General features: G+C 69.0%; 22 protein-coding genes. 7 read left to right on the top strand and 15 right to left on the bottom strand.

What is annotated here, in order from left to right; translation table 11 throughout:
• The 8 genes from VMD50_RS14185 to VMD50_RS14150 form a co-directional block, all read right to left on the bottom strand.
• A complete protein-coding gene (locus tag VMD50_RS14185; protein ID WP_325428391.1) occupies positions 1–1,050 on the bottom strand; it encodes an ABC transporter permease in 1,050 nt (349 codons plus the stop codon).
• A gap of 507 nt (positions 1,051–1,557) precedes the next feature.
• A complete protein-coding gene (locus VMD50_RS14180; RefSeq protein ID WP_325428375.1) occupies positions 1,558–2,901 on the bottom strand; it encodes an NtaA/DmoA family FMN-dependent monooxygenase in 1,344 nt (447 codons plus the stop codon).
• Positions 2,898–4,019, bottom strand: coding sequence for an LLM class flavin-dependent oxidoreductase (locus VMD50_RS14175; protein WP_325428374.1), 1,122 nt, complete (start codon positions 4,017–4,019; stop codon positions 2,898–2,900). The genes VMD50_RS14180 and VMD50_RS14175 overlap by 4 nt, the downstream gene beginning before the upstream one ends.
• Positions 4,016–5,113, bottom strand: coding sequence for an LLM class flavin-dependent oxidoreductase (locus VMD50_RS14170; RefSeq protein WP_325428373.1), 1,098 nt, complete (start codon positions 5,111–5,113; stop codon positions 4,016–4,018). Before VMD50_RS14170 ends, VMD50_RS14175 begins: the two co-directional genes overlap by 4 nt.
• Complete coding sequence (locus tag VMD50_RS14165; RefSeq protein WP_325428372.1) at positions 5,110–5,598, bottom strand: GNAT family N-acetyltransferase; 489 nt, start codon at positions 5,596–5,598, stop codon at positions 5,110–5,112. The genes VMD50_RS14170 and VMD50_RS14165 overlap by 4 nt, the downstream gene beginning before the upstream one ends.
• Before the next feature lie 55 nt (positions 5,599–5,653).
• Positions 5,654–6,244 (bottom strand): fasciclin domain-containing protein, encoded by a 591-nt coding sequence (locus VMD50_RS14160; RefSeq protein ID WP_325428371.1) that lies wholly within the window; start codon positions 6,242–6,244, stop codon positions 5,654–5,656.
• A gap of 162 nt (positions 6,245–6,406) precedes the next feature.
• Complete coding sequence (locus VMD50_RS14155; protein WP_325428370.1) at positions 6,407–7,312, bottom strand: class I SAM-dependent methyltransferase; 906 nt, start codon at positions 7,310–7,312, stop codon at positions 6,407–6,409.
• Positions 7,313–7,318: 6 nt separating this feature from the next.
• Entirely contained in the window at positions 7,319–7,690 is a 372-nt protein-coding gene (locus VMD50_RS14150; protein ID WP_325428369.1) for a DUF3054 domain-containing protein, read from the bottom strand.
• Between the two features lie 70 nt (positions 7,691–7,760).
• Here VMD50_RS14150 and VMD50_RS14145 point away from each other — a divergent pair, with 70 nt between their 5' ends.
• The 4 genes from VMD50_RS14145 to VMD50_RS14130 all read left to right on the top strand — a co-directional run bounded on the left by VMD50_RS14145 (position 7,761) and on the right by VMD50_RS14130 (position 11,597).
• A complete protein-coding gene (locus tag VMD50_RS14145) occupies positions 7,761–8,507 on the top strand; it encodes an SDR family NAD(P)-dependent oxidoreductase (RefSeq protein WP_325428368.1) in 747 nt (248 codons plus the stop codon).
• A gap of 27 nt (positions 8,508–8,534) precedes the next feature.
• Positions 8,535–9,719: an acyl-CoA dehydrogenase gene (locus tag VMD50_RS14140; protein ID WP_325428367.1), complete on the top strand. Its 1,185-nt coding sequence runs from the start codon at positions 8,535–8,537 to the stop codon at positions 9,717–9,719.
• On the top strand, positions 9,719–10,864 hold the full coding sequence (locus VMD50_RS14135; RefSeq protein WP_325428366.1) for an acyl-CoA dehydrogenase family protein: 1,146 nt from the start codon (positions 9,719–9,721) through the stop codon (positions 10,862–10,864). The genes VMD50_RS14140 and VMD50_RS14135 overlap by 1 nt, the downstream gene beginning before the upstream one ends.
• A 121-nt stretch (positions 10,865–10,985) precedes the next feature.
• On the top strand, positions 10,986–11,597 hold the full coding sequence (locus VMD50_RS14130; protein WP_325428365.1) for a hypothetical protein: 612 nt from the start codon (positions 10,986–10,988) through the stop codon (positions 11,595–11,597).
• Here VMD50_RS14130 and VMD50_RS14125 read toward each other — a convergent pair.
• Both VMD50_RS14125 and VMD50_RS14120 read right to left on the bottom strand, forming a co-directional pair.
• Positions 11,594–12,028 carry a DUF4190 domain-containing protein gene (locus VMD50_RS14125; protein WP_325428364.1) on the bottom strand — a complete coding sequence of 145 codons (435 nt, stop codon included), beginning with the start codon at positions 12,026–12,028 and terminating at the stop codon, positions 11,594–11,596. The genes VMD50_RS14130 and VMD50_RS14125 overlap by 4 nt on opposite strands.
• Positions 12,029–12,174: 146 nt before the next feature.
• Entirely contained in the window at positions 12,175–12,462 is a 288-nt protein-coding gene (locus tag VMD50_RS14120; protein ID WP_325428363.1) for a CDGP domain-containing protein, read from the bottom strand.
• A gap of 87 nt (positions 12,463–12,549) precedes the next feature.
• Here VMD50_RS14120 and VMD50_RS14115 point away from each other — a divergent pair, with 87 nt between their 5' ends.
• Positions 12,550–12,813, top strand: coding sequence for a hypothetical protein (locus tag VMD50_RS14115; RefSeq protein WP_325428362.1), 264 nt, complete (start codon positions 12,550–12,552; stop codon positions 12,811–12,813).
• A 176-nt stretch (positions 12,814–12,989) separates the two neighbouring features.
• Positions 12,990–14,369 carry an NAD(P)/FAD-dependent oxidoreductase gene (locus VMD50_RS14110; protein WP_325428361.1) on the top strand — a complete coding sequence of 460 codons (1,380 nt, stop codon included), beginning with the start codon at positions 12,990–12,992 and terminating at the stop codon, positions 14,367–14,369.
• Here the strand turns inward: VMD50_RS14110 and VMD50_RS14105 are convergent.
• Together VMD50_RS14105 and VMD50_RS14100 are read right to left on the bottom strand one after the other, a co-directional pair.
• On the bottom strand, positions 14,366–15,580 hold the full coding sequence (locus VMD50_RS14105; protein WP_325428360.1) for an O-succinylhomoserine sulfhydrylase: 1,215 nt from the start codon (positions 15,578–15,580) through the stop codon (positions 14,366–14,368). The genes VMD50_RS14110 and VMD50_RS14105 overlap by 4 nt on opposite strands.
• Before the next feature lie 7 nt (positions 15,581–15,587).
• A complete protein-coding gene (locus tag VMD50_RS14100) occupies positions 15,588–16,022 on the bottom strand; it encodes a rhodanese-like domain-containing protein (RefSeq protein ID WP_325428359.1) in 435 nt (144 codons plus the stop codon).
• Positions 16,023–16,153: 131 nt separating this feature from the next.
• On the opposite strand from VMD50_RS14100, the gene VMD50_RS14095 reads away from it, so the two are divergent.
• Positions 16,154–16,327, top strand: coding sequence for a hypothetical protein (locus VMD50_RS14095; RefSeq protein WP_325428358.1), 174 nt, complete (start codon positions 16,154–16,156; stop codon positions 16,325–16,327).
• A gap of 12 nt (positions 16,328–16,339) precedes the next feature.
• On the opposite strand, the gene purT is transcribed toward VMD50_RS14095, so the two are convergent.
• The 3 genes from purT to VMD50_RS14080 all read right to left on the bottom strand — a co-directional run.
• Positions 16,340–17,605 (bottom strand): formate-dependent phosphoribosylglycinamide formyltransferase, encoded by a 1,266-nt coding sequence (gene purT, locus VMD50_RS14090; RefSeq protein ID WP_414686068.1) that lies wholly within the window; start codon positions 17,603–17,605, stop codon positions 16,340–16,342.
• A gap of 135 nt (positions 17,606–17,740) precedes the next feature.
• A complete protein-coding gene (locus VMD50_RS14085) occupies positions 17,741–18,388 on the bottom strand; it encodes a PaaI family thioesterase (RefSeq protein WP_325428357.1) in 648 nt (215 codons plus the stop codon).
• On the bottom strand, positions 18,385–19,578 hold a 1,194-nt coding region (locus VMD50_RS14080; protein ID WP_325428356.1), incomplete at its 5' end, for an adenylosuccinate synthase. The genes VMD50_RS14080 and VMD50_RS14085, both read right to left, overlap by 4 nt.

The raw sequence follows: 19,578 nt of genomic DNA, 5'->3' as shown, positions 1-19,578 counted from the left end.
CTACGAACCCCCGAACGCCAGCACCGGGTCGACCACTACCGCGTGCCGCAACCCCGCCAAGCTTGCCAACAGCCCCATGATCACCGCGGTCGCCACCAACGACAGGAAGGCGGCGGTGGTCACCACGACGAGCATCGGAAACAGCGGGCCGAGCAGCACCGCCAGCAACCCGCCGAGCATCGCCGCAACCGACGCGACGAGCACCGCCTGCAGGATGAGCCCGGCGAGCACCGAGTGAGTGGCGACACCGAGGGCTTTGAACACCGCGAAGTCGCGGGTCCGCTCCAACGCGGAGAGATAGATCAGCGATCCCACGATCTGCGCCGCCACTGCCCACAGCAGAATTGCCAGGTACGACAGGGCCAGGCGAGCCCCGTGCAGCGGGCGCACCATGTCATCCACCGCAGCGTTGCGATCCACGAGACGGAAGCCGTCCGGTATTTGCGTGGGCTTGCCGCGGAGGCCGATAGCAGAAATCACCGGCTGCCCGGAAAACATCAACCGCTGAGCTCCCGCGACTGTCAGAAACGCATTCGGTTGGCCCGCGAGCGTGGTAGACCTGTCGACCAGCCCCACGATCCGCAGCACCTGCGAGCCCACCTCGACGTCGTCGCCAATGGAACGCCCCAGCGTGTTCGACATGGCAACCTCATCGGGGTTCGACGGTGCCCGCCCCGCCGCGATGGGCGGCATCCCCAGCCCATGCTCGGGCAGACCGTAGACGTTCAGGTTTTCCGGTGAGCGCCGATCTTGCAGGATCGTGTTGCCGTAGACCACCGGGATCGCCGATTCAAAGCCCGGGAGCAGGGCGACCGCCTGCGTTTCGGCCTCCGGGAACCTCGATGAACCCATGAACGGACCTACTGCGCCCGTCTTGATGAGGTAGGTGTCAATCCCGATCGAGTCGACCACACGCCGAGCCTCGACCCGAAAACCGAGCGTCAGCCCGGTGAGGATGAGAGTCATCGCGAATACCATGCCGGTGCCAACGGCCGCGATGATGAAGCGTCGCCGTCGCCACTGTATGTCGCGCAATGCGGTGATCAGCATTGGCGTGCGTGCCCGTTCTTGCAGGTCACCGATAAAACGCACGCGTCGGCCTCCCATCTGGCTTCCCAGCAAGAATCCCCAGCTCCAGCTGGGGCCGCCTAGAGCCGAAGGGCCTTGATCGGTCGTGACCTACGCCCCGCTTTCGCAGTGCAGGCCGGGCTCGACAGGGGGCGGCCCGCAAACAACTGCGTAGAACCGAACGTGTCGGCGAAAAGTTCTGCGCTGTGGGATTCTTCGTCGCCCAGATGACGGTCCGCACGGACCCGAAGGGCAATTCGGCCAGCAGAACGGTTTTCCGCAGCCTGAATGCCCACCCGGTACTTGTTGCGCAGCAAGCGAAAGGAGGGTCATGCCTGCCGACACAAGTCTCGAGCGATCGGCCGAACGCATCTACCGCGATCGGGATAGGGCGGGGGTGTGCCACAGGCACAACGAGTTACGGCATGCACTCGGGCGGGTTGCCGCACGCGGGCGTCCGCTGCAGACCTACCACGAGTAGCGCTGGCTCTATCGCGACGCGAGCCCCAGATGATCCCGCAGCGTCTCGCCGGTGTACTCGGTGCGGAACGCGCCGCGCTCCTGCAGCAGCGGCACCACCCGGTCGACGAACTCGTCCAGCCCGTGCGGTGTCAGGCGCGGCACCAGGATGAACCCGTCGCAGGCGTCAGCCTGGACATACGTGTCGATCTCGTCGGCGATGTGGGCCGGGGTGCCGACGAACTGCTGGCGACTGGTGACGGCGATGACCAGCTCGCGGATGGACAGGTTGTCGGCCGATGCCCGGTCGCGGAAGCTGCGCGCGACCGCGACCGGGTCGCCGTGCCGGACCCGCCCCTGGGTGATGTCGCTGTCGGGCACCGGCTCGACATCGGGTAGCGGGCCGTCGGGGTCGTAGCCCGACAGGTCGCGGCCCCACACCTGCTCGAGCATCGCGATCGCCGTCGCGCCGCTGACCTGTTGATGGCGGATGTGCCGCGCCCGGTCCTGCGCCTCGGCCCCGGTGTCACCGATGACGAACGTCGCGGCCGGAAAGACCTTGAGCTGGTTGGGATCTCTCCCGTACGAAGCGGCGCGCCCCTTGACGTCGGCGTAGTAGCGCCGGCCGTCCTCCAGCGACGAGTGCAGGGTGAACAGGGCGTCGGCGTTGCGGGCGCCGAACGCGCGGCCGTCGGCGGAGTCGCCGGCCTGCAGCAATATCGGGTGGCCCTGCGGGCCGGCGGGCAGCGTCGCGAACCCGCGCACGTCGAACTGCGGACCGCGGTGCGCGACGCTGCGGATGCGGTCGGGATCGACGTAGACGCGGGCGTCGACGTCGGCCAGCACGGCATCGGCTGCCCAGCTGTCCCAGAATTGGCGCGCCACCGCGAGGAACTCCTCGGCGCGCGAATACCGATCGGCGTGGTCGAGGAACCCGCCGCGGCGGAAGTTGGCGCCGGTGAAGGCGTCCGACGAGGTCACCATGTTCCAGCCGGCGCGGCCGCCAGACAGGTGGTCGAGCGTCGCGAATTGCCTTGCCACCTCGAAGGGTTCGTTGAACGTGGTGTTGATGGTGCCGGCCAGCCCGATCCGGTCCGTGACGCCCGCCAGCGCGGCCAGCACGGTGAAGGTGTCCGGACGGCCCACCACGTCGAGGTCGTAGATGCGGCCGCGGTGCTCCCGCAGTCGCAGCCCCTCGGCGAGGAAGAAGAAGTCGAACAGCCCGCGTTCGGCCACGCGGGCCAGGTGAACGAACGAGTCGAACTCGATCTGGCTGCCGGCGGTGGGGTCGGTCCACACCGTGGTGCTGTTGACACCCGGGAAGTGCGCGGCCAGGTGAATCGGCTTGCGGCGCTGCCCCTCTCGAACGCTCAACCCTCCAGCCCCCACCGCTTGGCGATCAGCTCGTGCGAGCGCAACCGATCGGAATGCCCGTGGGTGACCGAGGTGACGACGAGCTCGTCGGCGCCGGTCGCGCGCTGCAGCGTCTCCAGCCGCTCGGCGACCTCATCGGGGTCGCCGACGAATTGCGTTGCCACCCGGTCGATCACGACCGCCAGCTGCTCCTCGGTCAGCGGGGCGCAGTCGTCGGCGTGGGGATAGGGGACGGCGCCGCCGCCGGCCCGGATCGAATACACCCAGTGGCCATAGCTGGACGCCAGGTGCTTGGCGGTGGCGGTGTCGTCGGCGACCACGATGTCGGCCGACACCACGACATAGGGCCGCCGCAGCGCGGCCGACGGGACGAAGGCCTCCCGGTAGGCGTCGATGGCCTCGAGCGCGGTAGCCGGGGTGAGGTGATAGCTGGCCACGAACGGCAGCCCCCGCGCGCCGGCGACCTGGGCGCTGCGCCCCTTGCTGCTACCGAAGATCCACGGTGTCAGGGCAGCGCCCTCGCCGGGCACCGCGTGCACGTCGAACCCGTCGACCTCGTAGGTTCCGGCCAGCATCGCCATGATGTCACCGAGCTGCTCGGCGAAGTCGGGCGCGACGGCCTCGGGCTGCTGCAGGATCGCCTGGGTGGCCTGCACCCGGCCGCTGCCCAGCAGCTTGCGCAAATCGAATGGCGGCGGGATGACCACGCCGTCGACCTCGCGCCATTCGCGGGAGGGCTCAGGCCTGGGGGGTTTCGGCGATCGCGGCTTGGCGATCCGCCGCTGCGCGGAGCGGCCCAGGCCCAGATCGATACGGCCCGGATAGAACGCGTCGAGCATGCCGAAGCTCTCCACCACAGCGGCGGCCGTGGTGTGACTCAGCTGCACGGCCGCCGAGCCCACGCGAATGGTCTTGGTGGCGGCCGCGATCCGCCCGATCAGCACCGCCGGCGCCGCGCTGGCGACGGCGACGAAGTGGTGCTCGGCGATCCAGAACCTCCGATAGCCCCACCGCTCGGCGTGCTGGGCGAGCTCGACGGTGTTGCGCAACGCCGTCGCGGCGTCGCCGCCGGAACTGATCGGGGCCAGGTCCAGGACCGACAGCGGAACCGGGGTCATCGGTTCACCGCCGCGTATCGGTTGGGCGCCGCCGGCAGGCCCAGCCGGGCGCGCAGGGTCTCACCATCCCGGTAGCGGTCGCGGAACCGCCCGGCCCGCTGTAGCAGCGGCACCACCTGGTCGACGATCGCCGGCAGGTCGGTGGCGTTGACCGCCGGCCGCAGCCGCGCCCCGTCGACGCCGAGCCGCTGCCAGCCCAGCAGCATGTCCACCAATTCGGTTGCGCCGCCGGAGAAGACCAGGGCATCCGACCGGAAATCACCGTCGCCGTCGAACGAAACCACCACGTCGGCAACAACTTTCAGGTGGGCGCCACCCGCCGCGCGCACCTCGCCGAGGATGTTCTGCACCGACGCGTCTTCGGTGGGCGTGATGAACACGACGTCGGCGCCGGCCGCGGCGAACTCGTACGCGGGCCCGACGTGCGCCAGCGCGGCCACCACCGGCTGGCCCTGCGGCGGGCGCGGGGTGATCGAGGGGCCCTTGACGGAGAAGTACTTTCCGGTGAAGTCGACGTAGTGCAGCTTGTCGACGTCGACGTAGCGCCCGGTGGCCACGTCGCGGATGATCGCGTCGTCCTCCCAGCTGTCCCACAGCCGGCGCACCACGTCGACGTACTCGACGGCCTCGTCGAAGAGGGGGATCCCGGAGACGTCGCGGCGGCCGAACAGGGCCGCCTCGTGCGCGGTGGCGCTCACCCGCGGCTGCCAGCCCGCCCGCCCGTGTGACACAAAGTCAAGCGTGGCAATGGATTTGGAGACGTGAAAGGGCTCGGTGTGGGTGACCGTGGCCACCGGGATCAGCCCGATGTGCGTCGTGGCGGGGGCGATGCGGGCCGCGACCAGGGCGGCGTCGGCCCGACCGGTCAGCCGATCCGGATGGATCCGCGAGCTTCGCCCGATCTGCGGCATCAGGCTGTCGTCGATGGTGAGGAAGTCCAGCAGCCCGCGCTCGGCGGTGGCCGCCAGCCCGGCCCAGTAGCGGCCGCCGAGCATCGAGGGCGTGGCGGGATCCAGGGCCAGCGTGGTCCGCCACGCCTGCGGGTGCCAACCGTATCCGTCGAGCGCGACGCCGAGATGGAACTGACCGGTCACGCCAACCACTTCTCGAAGGCGATGGGGCGAAACGGCCCCCAGTCCGGCAGCGGCTCGGCGGCGATGCGGGTGTAGCCGGTCGCATCGTAGAGCGCCTCCGCCTCGGGCTGGCGGTTGCCGGTGATCAGGTACAGCCGCCGGTACCCGCGGTCGGCGATCTGCGCCTCCAGCGCGGCCAGCAGCGCCCTCGCATAACCGCGTCGCCGATGGGCGCTGTCGGTCCAGATCCGCTTCAGCTCGGCGGTGTGGCCATCGAAACGCCGGAACGCCCCGCCGGTGACCGGCACGCCGTCCACCAACCCGATCAGCAAGCCGCCGTCCGGGGCCGCCAACTCGTCGGCCGGCACGGGCAGCCAGGCCAGGTGGGTGTCCGGCGTGCCGCCATATCGCTGGGCATACTCGACGGCCAGCTCGGCCAGGAGCGGCTGCGCCAGCGGGTCGTCGTAATCGGCCGCGACGAACCGGAGCTGGGTGGTGGGCGTCACGTAACCATCTAACGTTTCCGACGCCCACCCATTCCACCCCGGGGACGGATCCGCCTTACTGGCCCGGGGGCATCAACACCGTGTCGATCATGTAGACCGTCGCGTTGGACGTGTGCACGCCGCCGCAGACCAGGCCCGCGTTGTTCACCCTCAGGTCATTGCCCTGGCCGGCCACGGTCACGGGCGCGCCCTGCACCGTCGGGTGTATGCCGTCGACCGTCGCCGGGCTCAACTGACCCTGCACCACGTGATACGTCAGGATGCTGGTCAGCAGCTGCGAGTCCGTCTTCAGCTTGTCGATGGTGCCCGCCGGCAGCTTGTCGAAAGCGGCGTTGGTGGGCGCGAACACCGTGTATTGGCCGTTGTTGAGGGTCGCGACCAGGTTCACGTTGGGGTTGAGCTTGCCCGACAGCGCCGCGTTGAGCGTGGACAGCATCGGGTTGTTCGACGTCGCTGTTGCCACCGGGTCGCGCGACATTCCCGTCACGGATCCCGGACCGCTCGGATTCTGCTTGGCGTAGTCTGCGCAGCCCGTCCCGATGAGGTCACCGGGGGTATCGGCGGTGGCCGTACCCGTCGGTACCGCGGCGACGGCGATGGTCGCGAGGCCCGCGGCGGCAAGCGCTTTCGCACGAATGCTCATCATTGCGTTTCGACTCCTTCGTCACAGGCGGCCCTGGGTGGCCGTCTTTTGCTGGAACACAGGTCATTCGGAGCGGCGGCGCGCGCGGATGGGGGAGCAACGAGAAATTTCAGTGAGTGAACCATTAAGTTGGATTAACGAGTCGCAACGGCGAGGTTGGCTCGGCTACGTTCGCGTCGCGGTGACAAATCCCGGAATGACGGCGAGGTCGTCGGGGCCACCCCGCCACAGCTCGGCCCGCCCCATGCCGGTGAACAGATCGATGACGTTGCGTTCGACCGTTTTCCAGCCCCTGGACGTCAAATACTCGGGAACGTAGCGGTATTCACCCGGGTAGGTCAGGCTGGCCAGGTCGACGTCCAGGCCGCGCCGACGCCAGCGGTCGACGAACGCCCGGCCCGCCTCAACGTGCATCGGGGTCCAGGTGGGCATGTGGTCGGCGGCGAACCGGCTGCCCGCGGCGCTCACCGCCGTGACGTTCTGCAGCAACCGGTTCTGCGCACCGGGCGGAAGGTAGCCGACGAGCAGTTGCTCGGCGATCCAGATGGTCGGTTGAGCGGCGTCGAAGCCGACCCGGCGCAACCCCGGCACCCAATCCTCACGGAGATCGATGCCCACCGCGCAACGGTTCGCCGCCAGCGTGGCGCCCAGCGCGCGCAGCGTTTCCGACTTGAAGTCGAGCACCTGCGGGTGGTCGATCTCGTACACGGTTGTTCCCTGCGGCCACCACAGCCGATACGGGCGGGTGTCCAGCCCGGAGCCCAGGATCACGACTTGGCGAATGCCCGCCCTGCCCGCGTCGGCGAGGAACTCGTCCACGAACCGGGTGTGGGCGGCGAGGATGTCGATGAGGCCGGTCATCATCGGATCGTTGCCGCCGTCGTCCGAGAACAGGCCGTCATCGACGACCCGGATGAAGTACTCGACCCCCGCGGCCCGCACGAGCGGGTCGGCGAACGTGTCGTTCATCAGCCCCTTGTTGGTGGCCACCGCTCTGGCCAGCGCGCCGAACGCCGCGGTCGCCCCGGCACCGCTGGCCGGGTCCCAGCCGTCACCGTCCGCCCGCGCCATCACCGGTCAGCCGTCGATGCGGCGCCGCAGGGCCGGCCCGGCGACCGCTCGCCAACCGAGCAACAGGACCGCGGTGACCGAAGCGGCCACCATCACGAAGCTCGCGGCCACGCCCGCCGAACTGGCCTTGCGCAACAGCATCCCGACCACCACGGTGCACAGCCACACGATCACCCCGGTGGGCGCCACCGCGGTGGGTTGCCGCCAGGCGCGCGACACCAGCCACCCGACGGCGGTTCCGGCCAGGAACGGCCAGGCCGTCGTCGCGACGCCGCCAATGCTGAGCCCTTCGTCGTGGCTGCGGCGTCCCACGGCGCAGAACACCAGCACCGCGACGACGTCGATGGCGAGCCAGGCCAGCCGCTGGAGCCTCAGCATGCCGCGAGAGTACCGGTCGAGCCGGGGATCCTTGACCCCGCGGCGGCGGTGAACCTAGATTCGGCAGGCGATGACTACCGATTCACCCGGCAGGCTCGCGGTCGTGACCGGCGCCGGGTCGGGCATCGGCAGGGCGGTGGCCCTGGCGTTTGCCGCGCGGGGCGACCGCGTCGTCGCCGCCGATCTCGACGAGGCGGCCGCGGCGGCCACCGCCGCGAAGCGACCCGGGCTGATCACCGCGCTGCCGGTCGATGTGGCCGACCCCGCCCGGGTCGACGCCCAGCGGAAAAGGATCCGCGCCGAGCTGGGCGTGCCCACCATCGTGGTCAACGCCGCCGGCTGGGACCGCACGGACCAATTCCTCAATGCCACACCGGAATTCGCGGCCAAGGTGGTGGCGATCAACTACCTGGGGCCGGTGCACGTCTGCAGCGCGTTCCTGCCGGGAATGATCGACGCGCAGGCGGGCGGACGCGTCGTGAACGTGGCCAGCGACGCCGGACGGGTGGGCAGCGCGGGCGAGACCATCTACGCCGGCGCCAAGGGCGGGGTCATCGCGCTCACCAAGTCGCTGGCCCGCGAGATGGCCCGCCACCAGATCACGGTGAACTGCGTGTGCCCCGGGCCGACGGACACGCCGCTGTTCCACGCGCAACCGGAGAAGCTGAAAGAAGCGCTGGTCAAAGCGATCCCGTTTCGCCGGCTGGCCCGCCCGGAGGAGGTCGCCGCGCCGGTGCTGTTCTTCGCGTCCGACGCCGCGTCGTTCATCACCGGACAAGTGATCAGCGTCAGCGGCGGCCTGACGATGGCAGGTTAGCGGCGAGTAAGTGGCAGGCTGACTCCTATGAGCACCGATGCACCCCCCGCCTTTGACCGCGACGACCCCCTGGGCCTGGACGCCTCCCTGTCCGGCGACGAGCTCGCGGTGCGCGACACCGTGCGCAAGTTCTGCGCCGAGCACGTCACCCCGTACGTCGCCGAGTGGTTCGAGATCGGCGACCTCCCGGTGCGCCAGCTCGCCAAGCAGTTCGGCGAGCTCGGCCTGCTCGGCATGCATCTGCACGGCTACGGCTGTGGCGGGGCGTCCGCCGTGCACTACGGCCTGGCCTGCACCGAGCTGGAGGCCGCCGACTCCGGCATCCGGTCGATGGTGTCCGTGCAGGGATCGCTGGCGATGTTCGCGATCTGGAAGTTCGGATCCGAGGAGCAGAAGGAGCAGTGGCTGCCCGGCATGGCCGCCGGCGAACTGCTCGGCTGCTTCGGGCTGACCGAACCCGACGCCGGAAGCGATCCGGCCGCGATGAAAACCCGGGCGCGACGGGACGGTTCGGACTGGGTGATCAACGGGCGCAAGCTGTGGATCACCAACGGGTCGGTCGCCGACGTGGCGATCGTGTGGGCCGCGACCGACGACGGGATCCGCGGCTTCCTCGTTCCCACCGAGGCCCCGGGCTTCGCCGCCAACACCATTCACCACAAGCTGTCGCTGCGGGCGTCGATCACCAGCGAGCTGGTGCTCGACGACGTGCGGGTGCCCGCCGACGCGATGCTGCCCGAGGCAAGGGGTCTGCGCGGCCCGCTGTCGTGCCTGTCGGAGGCGCGCTACGGAATCATCTGGGGCTCGATGGGCGCGGCGCGGTCGGCGTGGCAGGCGGCGCTCGACTACGCCACGCAGCGCACCCAGTTCGGCCGCCCGATCGCCGGATTCCAGCTGACGCAGGCCAAACTCGTCGACATGGCCGTCGAGCTGCACAAGGGGCAGCTGCTGTCGCTGCACCTCGGCCGCCTCAAGGACGGCGCCGGGCTGCGGCCCGAGCAGGTCAGCTTCGGCAAGCTGAACAACACCCGCGAGGCGATCAAGATCTGCCGGACCGCCAGGACCATACTGGGCGGCAACGGGATATCGCTGGAGTACCCGGTGATCCGGCACATGGTCAACCTGGAATCAGTGCTGACCTACGAGGGCACGCCGGAGATGCACCAGCTCGTCCTCGGCCAGGCATTCACCGGTAGCGACGCCTTCCGCTGATGAGCGGTCTGTCCTATAACCCCGAGCATCACCAATTCCGGCGATTGGTGCGCGATTTCGTGCAGCGGACAGTGGTGCCGTCTCATGAGGGGTGGGAAAGAAGCGGCCAGTGGGAGCGCTCGCTGTTGACCGAAGCGGGAAAGCTTGGGCTGCTTGGCTTTTCGGTTCCGGAGAGCCTCGGCGGACCGGGGATCAATGACTTTCGCTACAACGCGATCGTGATCGACGAGCTACAGCGGGCCGGCGCGGCGGCCGAGGCCATCGCCTTCACGCTGCAAAACGACGTGGTGCTGCCCTATCTCACCGATCTGACGACGCCCGAGCAGCAACAACGCTGGTTGCCCGGGGTGGTGACCGGCGAGACGGTGCTGGGCATCGCGATGACCGAGCCCGGCACCGGCAGCGACCTCGCGGGGATTCGCACCACGGCGGTGCGGGACGGCGACCACTACGTCGTCAACGGCGCCAAGACGTTCATCTCCAACGGCCAGTGCGGCGACCTGTTCGTCATCGCGGTGCGCACGTCACCCGATCAGCACAAGGGCCTGTCGCTCCTGGTGGCGGACGCGGACACGCCGGGCTTTCACCGGGGCCGCAACCTGGAAAAGATCGGACTGCACGCCCAGGACACCAGCGAACTCACCTTCATCGACATGCGGGTGCCGGCCGCAAACCTGCTCGGGCAGGAGGGCGAGGGGTTCTACCAGCTGGTGCGCAACCTGCCGCAGGAGCGGCTCGCGCTGGGGGTGGGCGCGGTGGCCGCCGCGGAGGGCGTCTTCGCCGGCACGCTGGACTATGTGCGGCAGCGCAAGGCATTCGGCGCTCCGATCGCCAGCTTCCAGCACAGTCAATTCGTGCTCGCCGAGCTGGCGACGGAACTCGACATCGCGCGCAGCTATCTCGACGACTGCCTCGCCGAGCACCTATCCGGTCAGCTGACCGCGGCGCGGGCCGCGAAGCTGAAATGGTGGACCACCGACCTGCAGGTGCGCACCGCCGACCGCTGCCTGCAACTGCACGGTGGTTACGGCTACATGCGCGAGTACAGCGTTTCGCGCGCGTTCGTCGACGCCCGGATTCAGACGATCTACGGCGGGACCAACGAGATCATGAAGACGATCATCGCCAAAGATCTGGGCATCTGATGGCCCCGGAAGCCTTTGACTGCGGCGCCCAGGCACTGGCGTTCCGGACCCGGCACGTGCTCGATTCGTTAGTTGCCGATCACCGCCACGCGGGGTATGCACACATGCTGGGAGGTGGCTCATGAAATCTGTTGCCCATCGGATCGGTGTGCTTGTCGCCGCGTGCGGCCTGATGTGCGCCCCCGCGGCAGCCGCCGACCCGGTCACGCTGCCGGCGATGACGACGGGCGGCGGCGGACCGATCATCGGCGGCGGCAACAACGCCGGGATCTCGCAGCAACTGATCGGCCTCGGCAACCCGAACGTCCAGGAGGTCGACGGCGCGGACGCGGCACAGTTCATCACCGGCGCGGCGGCGGTGAGCAACCCCCAGCTCGCGGCGCCCTTCGGGCTGCTCAAGCGGGCGATGGCGTGCCAGACCAACAACGCCGGGTTCGGGGCGCGCGCCTACCGCCGCAACGACGGGCAATGGGGAGGCGCGATGCTGGTCGCCGCGAAGAGCGCGACCCAGAACGTCGACGCCCTGACCGCGTGCGCCAAGACCAATTGGCGGCGGCCCACCCTCGGCAGCGATACCGCGATGTGCAACAGCGGCTGGACCACGCCCAACTCCTTCGACAGCCGCCGCAGCGGTGCCGAGGCCTACTACATCTTCCTCGCCGGCACGGCCGACGACTTCTGCACCGCACTCAACGCGAAGTACAAGACCAACGCCGCTGCGTGGCCGTTCTAAACCGCTTGCAGCTGAGCGATTTTCACCACGGCCGGCGCACCCGAATCCGTGCTCGGGGTGTGCGGTAAGAGGGCCGCGAGGGTCCATAACGCGATGGCGGCGACGAGCACGATCGTGCCGATGACTATCCCGGCGATCGCCATACCGCGGCCCTTTTGACCGGTTCGCTTGATCTGGGACAGCGCGACGAAGCCGAAGATGATCCCGAGAAATGCCCCGATGAACATGCAGATCCACCCGAACAGGGAGCACACCAAAGAAGCGACGGCGAAACCGTTGGTACCGGGCATCTGTGGCGGGGGATACCCGGGTGGCGGCGGGTAGCCATAACCGCCCGGCGGCGGGGGCGGGTAGCCATAACCGCCCCCGGGCGGCGGGTAACCATAACCGCCCGGCGGCGGGGGCGGGTAGCTGGGCGGTTGGTCCGTCACGGGAGCCTCCTCCATCGAGAGGCAACACTTTACTCCGCGTGTCGCCAGCTAGAAGTGCGGTGGATCGGTCGCAGAGCGCCCGTCGGGACGGCCGGCGCCGGAAGGTGCACGCGGCCACCGGGTTTGCTGGCGGAGGACGTCCCGGCTCAGTCGATGTGCGCCGGCGGGTCGGCGAGGGAGGGATCCGAGGGGTGCTGGTCAGGACCCATCACATCGCAGCGCCTGTCGGGCACGAGGTAGGAGCTGGCGCCGTTCGGAATCAAGCGGGTAAATGCCACGCAACGCTGCCAGGTGCCGTCGGGCTGCACGGGTCCATCGCACTTGCTGAGGACGGGTCCTCCGTACTGGCAGCCGGCGCCCGCCGGCGGCGCCGAGGCGATCAGCCCTGCCGCGATCAGCAGGGCAGCGGATCCTCCGACGATGCAGCGCTTCATAGTTGCCTCCCCTCACATCGCCGCCACCACAGACGCTACCGCTTAGCTGACTGGTCTTGGCAGCCTTGGGACTACCATCGATCTGTTATGAGGGCAATCGTCGTCGCGGTCTCCTCCGCGATCGTCTCGGTGTATCTCAGCGTCCCGGCGGTGGCGCACGCCGATCCGTGCGTCAACGGCACCGTCCGGGGTGGTTCCGGTGGTGACGTCTTCCTGTGCCAGGACCGCGGGTGGTTGCACGTCGTGCCGAACGGCGCCAACGGTTATGGCCCAGATCAGCCGCTCCCGCCGACGTGCGCGAGGTTTCCGGACAAGTCCATGTGCCCGACCGACAACCCTCCGCCCGGCTAGCACGCCTGCCAGGCCACCCACGCGCTCGCCGCTCGAATCTCACTGCGCCCCAACCGATTCAGGCCAAATCGCCGCCATCGCTGACACAGTCGAACGCGGGTTCGACTATAGGTGGGGCCTGTGACAACATAGGCTGAACATGCGCTGCGGAGACTACGAACACAAAAGGGGTAGCCATGTCGCGCCATCGCGTCGTCATCATCGGTAGCGGGTTCGGGGGCCTGAATGCGGCCCGGTCACTCAAGCGGGCGGATGTCGACATCACCCTGATCTCGAAGACGACCAGCCACCTGTTCCAGCCGCTGCTGTACCAGGTGGCCACGGGCATCCTGTCCGAAGGCGACATCGCCCCGACCACCAGGCTGGTCCTGCGCAAGCAGAAAGACGTCCGGGTGCTGTGGGGCGACGTCAGCGGGATCGACCTGAAGGCGAAGACGGTCACGTCGCACCTGATGGGCATGGAGACCGTGGCGCCCTACGACAGCCTCATCGTGGCCGCCGGCGCCCAGCAGTCCTATTTCGGCCACGACGAGTACGCCGCCTTCGCGCCCGGCATGAAGAGCATCGACGACGCCCTGGAGCTGCGGGCTCGCATCCTCGGCGCTTTCGAGGCCGCCGAGGTCGCCACCGACCCGGCCGAACGGAAACGCCGCCTCACCTTCGTGGTGGTGGGCGCGGGGCCGACGGGCGTCGAGCTGGCCGGCGAGATCGTCCAGCTGGCCGACCGCACCCTGGCCGGGGCGTTTCGGACCATAACGCCCAGCGAATGCCGGGTCATCCTGCTCGACGCGGCGCCGGCGGTGCTGCCGCCGATGGGCGAAAAGCTCGGCCTCAAGGCGCAACGGCGGTTGGAGAAGATGGGCGTCGAGGTCCAGCTCAACGCCATGGTGACCGCGGTCGACTACATGGGCATCACGGTCAAGGAAAAGGACGGCAGCGAGCGCCGCATCGAATGCGCCTGCAAGGTGTGGGCGGCCGGCGTGCAGGCCAGCCCGCTGGGCAAGATGATCGCCGAGCAGTCCGACGGCACCGAAACCGACCGCGCCGGACGGGTGATCGTCGAGCCGGACCTCACCGTCAAGGGCCACCCGTACGTGTTCGTCGTCGGCGACCTGATGTCGGTGCCCGGCGTACCGGGCATGGCCCAGGGCGCGATTCAGGGGGCTCACTACGCGACCGCGCTGATCAAGCAGGCCGTGAAGGGCCGCGACGATCCGGCCAACCGCAAGCCGTTCACGTACTTCGACAAGGGCAGCATGGCGTTGATCTCGCGGTACAGCGCCGTCGCCAAGGTCGGCAAGCTGGAGTTCGGCGGCTTCATCGCCTGGCTGGCATGGCTGCTGTTGCACCTGTTGTACTTGGTCGGCTTCCGCAACCGCATTGCCGCCATGTTCTCCTGGGGCATCTCCTTCCTGGGCCGCACCCGCGGCCAGATGGCCATCACCAGCCAGATGATGTACGCCCGGCCGGTGGTGGACTGGGTGGAGCGGCAGGCGCAAGAGGGGACGCTGGCGGCGGCCGAACGCATCGAAGCGGCCGAAAAGCAAGCCGGCTAACTGAGGGCCTGGTCGATATCGGCGATCAGGTCGTCGGTGCCCTCCAGGCCGACGGAGATGCGAACCACGTTGTCGCCCAGCCCGATGGCCGCGCGACCTTCGGGTCCCATCGCCCGATGGGTCGTGGTCGCCGGATGGGTGACAAGCGATTTGGCGTCGCCGAGGTTGTTGGAGATGTCGATCAGCCGTAACTTGTCGAGCACCTCGAAAGCCCGTTGTTTGGCCTCGGTTTCGGCGCAGTCGAGCGCGAAGGTGATCACCGTCCCGCCGCCGGCCATCTGGCGCTTGGCCAGGTCGTACTGCGGGTGCGACGGCAGGAAGGGGTAGCGGACCCAGCTCACCGCCGGGTGGTCCTGTAGGAATTCGGCGATCCGGTACGCCGAGGAATTGCCGTGCTCGACCCGAACGGCCAGCGTCTCAAGGCCTTTCAGTAACACCCAGGCGTTGAATGCGCTCATCGCCGGTCCGGTGTGGCGCATCAGCTTCTGCACCGGCCCGTCGATGTACTCCTTGTCGCCGAGGATGGCGCCGCCCAGCACGCGCCCCTGGCCGTCGATGTGCTTGGTGGCCGAGTACACCACCACGTCAACCCCGAGCGGAAAGCCCTGCTGCAGCAGCGGCGTGGCAAACACGTTGTCCAGCACAACTTTCGCCCCAGCGGCGTGAGCCAGCTCGGTCACCGCGGCGATGTCGACCAACGACTGCATCGGATTCGACGGGGTCTCGAAGAACACCGCCGCCGTGGGCACCGAGAGCGCCTCTTCCCACTGCGCGAGGTCGTCGCCGTCGACGAAGACCGTCTCCACACCCCACCGCGGCAGGATCTCGTTGCACACCACGAAGCACGACCCGAACAGGCTGCGCGCCGCGACCAGCCGGTCACCGGCGGCCAGCAGCGCGCCCAGCGAGGTGAACACCGCGGCCATGCCGCTCGCGGTGGCGAACGCCGCGGGCGCCCCTTCGATCAGGCGCAGCCGCTCCTCGAACATCGTCACGGTCGGGTTGCCGTAGCGGGAGTACACGAAACGGTCCAGCTCGCCGGTGAACGACTTTTCCGCGACGGCCGCCGACTCGTAGACATAGCCGGACGTCAAGAACATCGCCTCGGCGGTCTCGTCGAAACCGGACCGGAGCAGCCCGCCGCGCACGCCGATGGTCGCCTGGCTGACGCCGTCGGGCAACGCCTTGGGCGTGCGGACGGAATCCGTCATTGGCGGTTCATCCCTGTTTCCAGGGCAATCCCACCGCGCGCCAACCGGTTTCACCGCGATGACCGCTGGCGTCGAGATGGCCCTCGAATCCGTCCAGCACGTTGTAGGCCGGCGTGATGCCCAGCTGCGTCGCCACCTCGGCCGCGCCGATGGAGCGGTTACCCGAGCGACACAGGAAGATCACGGGCCGCTCTTCGGCGGCGGGTGGGACCTGACCCTTGAGCTCGTCCGCGAAGTTCGCGTTGGGCGTCCCGTTGCCCGTGACCCACTCGATGTAGACCACGTCGCGGCCCAGGCTCGACAGGTCGGGGACCCCGACGAAGCGCCATTCGGCATCGGTGCGCACGTCGACCAACACGGCGCTGGGGTTGTCGCTGAGCAGCTTCCACGCCTCGAGGGGCGTGATGTCTCCTGCGTAGGAGCGTGCGTGGTTTGCACTCATGGCTCGAGCGTAGCGAGGTCGTGCCCGCACCCATGTGGGGGTATGGCGACGTGTGGTGCGTCGGCATTGGCCCGACCGGAAAACACTGCGGTAACTTGAGAAGAAATCCCGAGTGAGCTTGCGAGGGAGCGATGTCCGAAAAGCTGACCGCCGACGTCAAAGCACTGCTCGCAAAGATGGAGACTCGTTGCCCCGACGAGCCGCTGAGCCTGGGCATGGGCAGAGAGATCGTTCAGCTGCTCACACAGGTTGCCGCCGAGCTGGAGATGCTGCGAGGCAAGCCCGAGGGGCCGATCGGATGGTGAAAGGCCGAGGACTCAGGCGCGCGGATTTCGCATACTGAGCCGGCTCGCGACCTCGCGCGCACGGTCGCGCGCGGCCGCCACGTCCGGTGCGGTGGCCAGTGCCACGCCGAGCTTGGCGGATCGCCGTGGCGGCCCGAAGATGCGGAGATCGCTCTCGGGCACTTGCAGCGCACCGTTGAGCGCGTCGGCGGCCGGCGACCCGCCGTCATGGCCGGCATCGATCAGGTGGGCGGCGGCCGGCGACATCATCATGGTGTCCACCGGTAGGCCCAGAATGGCCCGGGCCTGCAGTTCGAACGCCGAAAGCCGCTGGCTGCGCAGCGTGACCCACACGCTGGGGTGCGGGTGCGCGGTGACGTCGGCGAAGTAGACCTCGTCGCCCTTGATCATCAGCTCGACGCCGAAGACGCCGCGCCCGCCGAGCGCCTTGATGATTCGCGCGGCGATCGACTTGGCCGCGTCCACCGCGGCCGCGCTCATCTGCTGGGGTTGCCACGATTCCAGCACGGTTCCGTCGGCGTCGCGATGGCCGATCGGCGAGCAGAATTCGAGCGCGGGACCGTTCGGACCCTCCCTGCGCACCGCGAGCAGGGTGACGTCGAAGTCGACGTCGACCACCGTCTCGGCCATCACCCGCCCCGCCGAGCTGCCGACCGCGCGCTGCCAGGCCGGCTCGATGTCCTCGGGCCCGGAGACCACCGAGTGGCCCCGGCCGGACACCGGCTTCACCAACAACGGATACCCGGCGTGTGCGGCCACCGACTGCAGTTCACCGGCCGATCCGACGAACCAGAACGGCGCGGTGGGCAGCCCCAACTCGTCGGCCGCCAGCCGGCGCAGGGCCTCACGATCCGCGGTGAGCCGCACGGTGCGGGCGTTCGGGACGACTTCGGTGCGCTCGTGCTCGGGACCCGCGCCCGCCGCCTCGAGGGCGCCCACGGCGACCGCGTCGGCGGCCGTCACCACGAACTGGGGTTTGTGTTGTCGAATCGCCCGCGACAGCTCGTCGGCGTCGGTCAGGGGGAACGTCAGCGACTGGTCGGGCGCCCCGCGCGCGGGCGCGGGCGGAGGCTCGCCGACTGCGATCACCCGCGCACCGAGGTGCCGCAGCGCGACCGCCAGCTCCCGGCTCAGCTCACCGGAACCGAGCAGCATCACCTTCGGCCTGCCGTCGGCGTGGGGATCGGGATCGCGCGAGGGAGCTCGCGGGGAAATTTGCGGGGGCAGGACGATCGCGGTCGTCCTGTCGTCCTGCCCTTCGGTCAAGCCGTCAGTCACCGCTCAAGGATAGGTCGGTTCCGGGGAGGCCCGGCCGCCGACGATGCAGCCCGCGCTGGGGCGGGCTGCGGAGGAGGCGGGCAATCTGGCCTAAGCCGCCGACGATGCAGCCCGCGCTGGGACGGCCAATTCAGCCTATGGCTGGCCGGGAAGCAGCCGCACCATCAGCCCGTTGGCCTCGGCCAGCACGGTGTCGTCCCCGTCGACCAACTCCGCGGCGACGAACGCCTTGCGCCCCTCGGCACTGGTGACGCGCCCGCGCACCGCCAGCGGCGCGTCGATCGGCGTGACCTTGCGATAGTCGACATGCAGGAAGGCCGTGCGGCTGATCGGGCGTCCCGCGGCGTGGGAGATCATGCCGAACATGTGATCAAACAGCAGCGGCAGCACGCCGCCGTGCACGGCGTGATTGCCCCCGACGTGGAACCGGCTGAAATATCCCGTCATTTCGACGCCGTCGGGGGCGTAGCGCGTCAGCGTCCAGGGCGGCAGCAGCAGGCTGCCCATGCCCGGCAGGCCGGGCGTGCGGCCGGCCGGCGCCCGGCCCTCCTCGGCCTGGAACGGGCGCAGCACTTCCACCAGGGCCGCGGCACGGTCGGCCGCATCGTCCCAGACGTCCTGAAGGTCTGGGCCCGGGTCGGCGGACACGGCAAGGTCCTGCAGCAGGCGCATCGCCGCGACGAACCGGCCGAATCCCGGGCCGGGGCTGGCCGGGCCGTAGTCGGGAAAGCCGCCGTGGTGCTGGTATTCGGGGTCGAGTTCTCTGGGGTCCGCTTCCGTCACGGGCGGGCCGCCAGGACGTCGCGGCGCACGATCGTCTGGTCACGCCCGGGGCCGACGCCGATGCACGAAACATGTGCTCCGGCAAGCTCTTCCAGCCGCAACACGTAGTCACGCGCCTTGGCGGGCAGGTCGTCGAACTCCCGCGCGTCCGAGATGTCCTCCCACCAGCCGGGCAGCTCGTCGTAGATCGGCTCGGCGCGGTGCAGGTCGCTCTGGGTCATCGGCATGTCGTGGATGCGCTCCCCGTCGATCTGGTAGCCCACGCAGACCGGCACGGTCTCCAGGCTGGAGAGCACGTCGAGCTTGGTCAGGAAGAAGTCGGTGATGCCGTTGACCCGGGTGGCGTAGCGGGCCACGACGGCGTCGAACCAGCCGCAGCGCCGGCGCCGCCCGGTAGTGACGCCGAATTCGCCGCCGGTCTTGGACAGGTATTCGCCGTTCTCGTCGAACAGCTCGGTGGGGAACGGGCCGGACCCCACCCGCGTGGTGTAGGCCTTGAGGATGCCCAGCACCGCGGTGATCCGGGTCGGGCCGATCCCGGACCCCACGCACGCGCCGCCCGCCGTCGGATTCGACGACGTCACGTAGGGATAGGTGCCGTGGTCGACGTCGAGCAGGGTGCCCTGCGAGCCCTCGAGTAACACCGTCTCGCCGGCCTCCAGCGCCGCGTTGAGCAGCCGGCGGGTGTCGCGGATGCGGTGCCGGAACCCCTGCGCCTGTTCCAGCAGGGCCTCGACCACCTGGTGCGGGTCCAGCGCCTTGCGGTTGTAGATCTTGACCAGGATCTGGTTTTTGAGTTCCAGCGCGGCCTCGACCTTGTGGGTCAGCTGCTCGGGGTCGAGCACATCGGCGACGCGGATGCCCTGGCGGGCGATCTTGTCCTGGTAGCACGGCCCGATGCCGCGGCCGGTGGTGCCGATCTTCTTGTTGCCCATGTAGCGCTCGGTGACCTTGTCGATGGCCACGTGGTAGGGCAACAGCAGGTGCGCGTCGGCGGAGATCAGCAGCTTCGTGGTGTCGACGCCGCGGTCCTCGAGGCCCTTCAGCTCGTCGAGCAGCACCCCCGGATCCACCACCACCCCGTTGCCGATCACGTTGGTGACCCCCGGCGTCAGCACCCCGGACGGGATCAGGTGCAGCGCGAAATTCTCACCACTGGGCAGGACGACCGTGTGCCCGGCGTTGTTGCC

Origin of the sequence: Mycobacterium sp., from assembly GCF_035506235.1 — a bacterium.
Classification (GTDB): domain Bacteria; phylum Actinomycetota; class Actinomycetes; order Mycobacteriales; family Mycobacteriaceae; genus Mycobacterium.
Note: the sequence above shows the minus strand (reverse complement) of the source record. Positions and strands in the feature narration are given on the sequence as shown.

What these genes read in the sequence shown, in the direction of transcription:
- VMD50_RS14185 (WP_325428391.1), bottom strand. Translation starts at nt 1,050, where the DNA reads ATGCTGATCACCGCATTGCGCGACATACAGTGGCGACGGCGACGCTTC.
- VMD50_RS14175 (WP_325428374.1), bottom strand. Translation starts at nt 4,019, where the DNA reads ATGACCCCGGTTCCGCTGTCGGTCCTGGACCTGGCCCCGATCAGTTCC.
- VMD50_RS14160 (WP_325428371.1), bottom strand. Translation starts at nt 6,244, where the DNA reads ATGATGAGCATTCGTGCGAAAGCGCTTGCCGCCGCGGGCCTCGCGACC.
- VMD50_RS14155 (WP_325428370.1), bottom strand. Translation starts at nt 7,312, where the DNA reads ATGGCGCGGGCGGACGGTGACGGCTGGGACCCGGCCAGCGGTGCCGGG.
- VMD50_RS14150 (WP_325428369.1), bottom strand. Translation starts at nt 7,690, where the DNA reads ATGCTGAGGCTCCAGCGGCTGGCCTGGCTCGCCATCGACGTCGTCGCG.
- VMD50_RS14145 (WP_325428368.1), top strand. Translation starts at nt 7,761, where the DNA reads ATGACTACCGATTCACCCGGCAGGCTCGCGGTCGTGACCGGCGCCGGG.
- VMD50_RS14140 (WP_325428367.1), top strand. Translation starts at nt 8,535, where the DNA reads ATGAGCACCGATGCACCCCCCGCCTTTGACCGCGACGACCCCCTGGGC.
- VMD50_RS14135 (WP_325428366.1), top strand. Translation starts at nt 9,719, where the DNA reads ATGAGCGGTCTGTCCTATAACCCCGAGCATCACCAATTCCGGCGATTG.
- VMD50_RS14130 (WP_325428365.1), top strand. Translation starts at nt 10,986, where the DNA reads ATGAAATCTGTTGCCCATCGGATCGGTGTGCTTGTCGCCGCGTGCGGC.
- VMD50_RS14120 (WP_325428363.1), bottom strand. Translation starts at nt 12,462, where the DNA reads ATGAAGCGCTGCATCGTCGGAGGATCCGCTGCCCTGCTGATCGCGGCA.
- VMD50_RS14115 (WP_325428362.1), top strand. Translation starts at nt 12,550, where the DNA reads ATGAGGGCAATCGTCGTCGCGGTCTCCTCCGCGATCGTCTCGGTGTAT.
- VMD50_RS14110 (WP_325428361.1), top strand. Translation starts at nt 12,990, where the DNA reads ATGTCGCGCCATCGCGTCGTCATCATCGGTAGCGGGTTCGGGGGCCTG.
- VMD50_RS14105 (WP_325428360.1), bottom strand. Translation starts at nt 15,580, where the DNA reads ATGACGGATTCCGTCCGCACGCCCAAGGCGTTGCCCGACGGCGTCAGC.
- VMD50_RS14100 (WP_325428359.1), bottom strand. Translation starts at nt 16,022, where the DNA reads ATGAGTGCAAACCACGCACGCTCCTACGCAGGAGACATCACGCCCCTC.
- VMD50_RS14095 (WP_325428358.1), top strand. Translation starts at nt 16,154, where the DNA reads ATGTCCGAAAAGCTGACCGCCGACGTCAAAGCACTGCTCGCAAAGATG.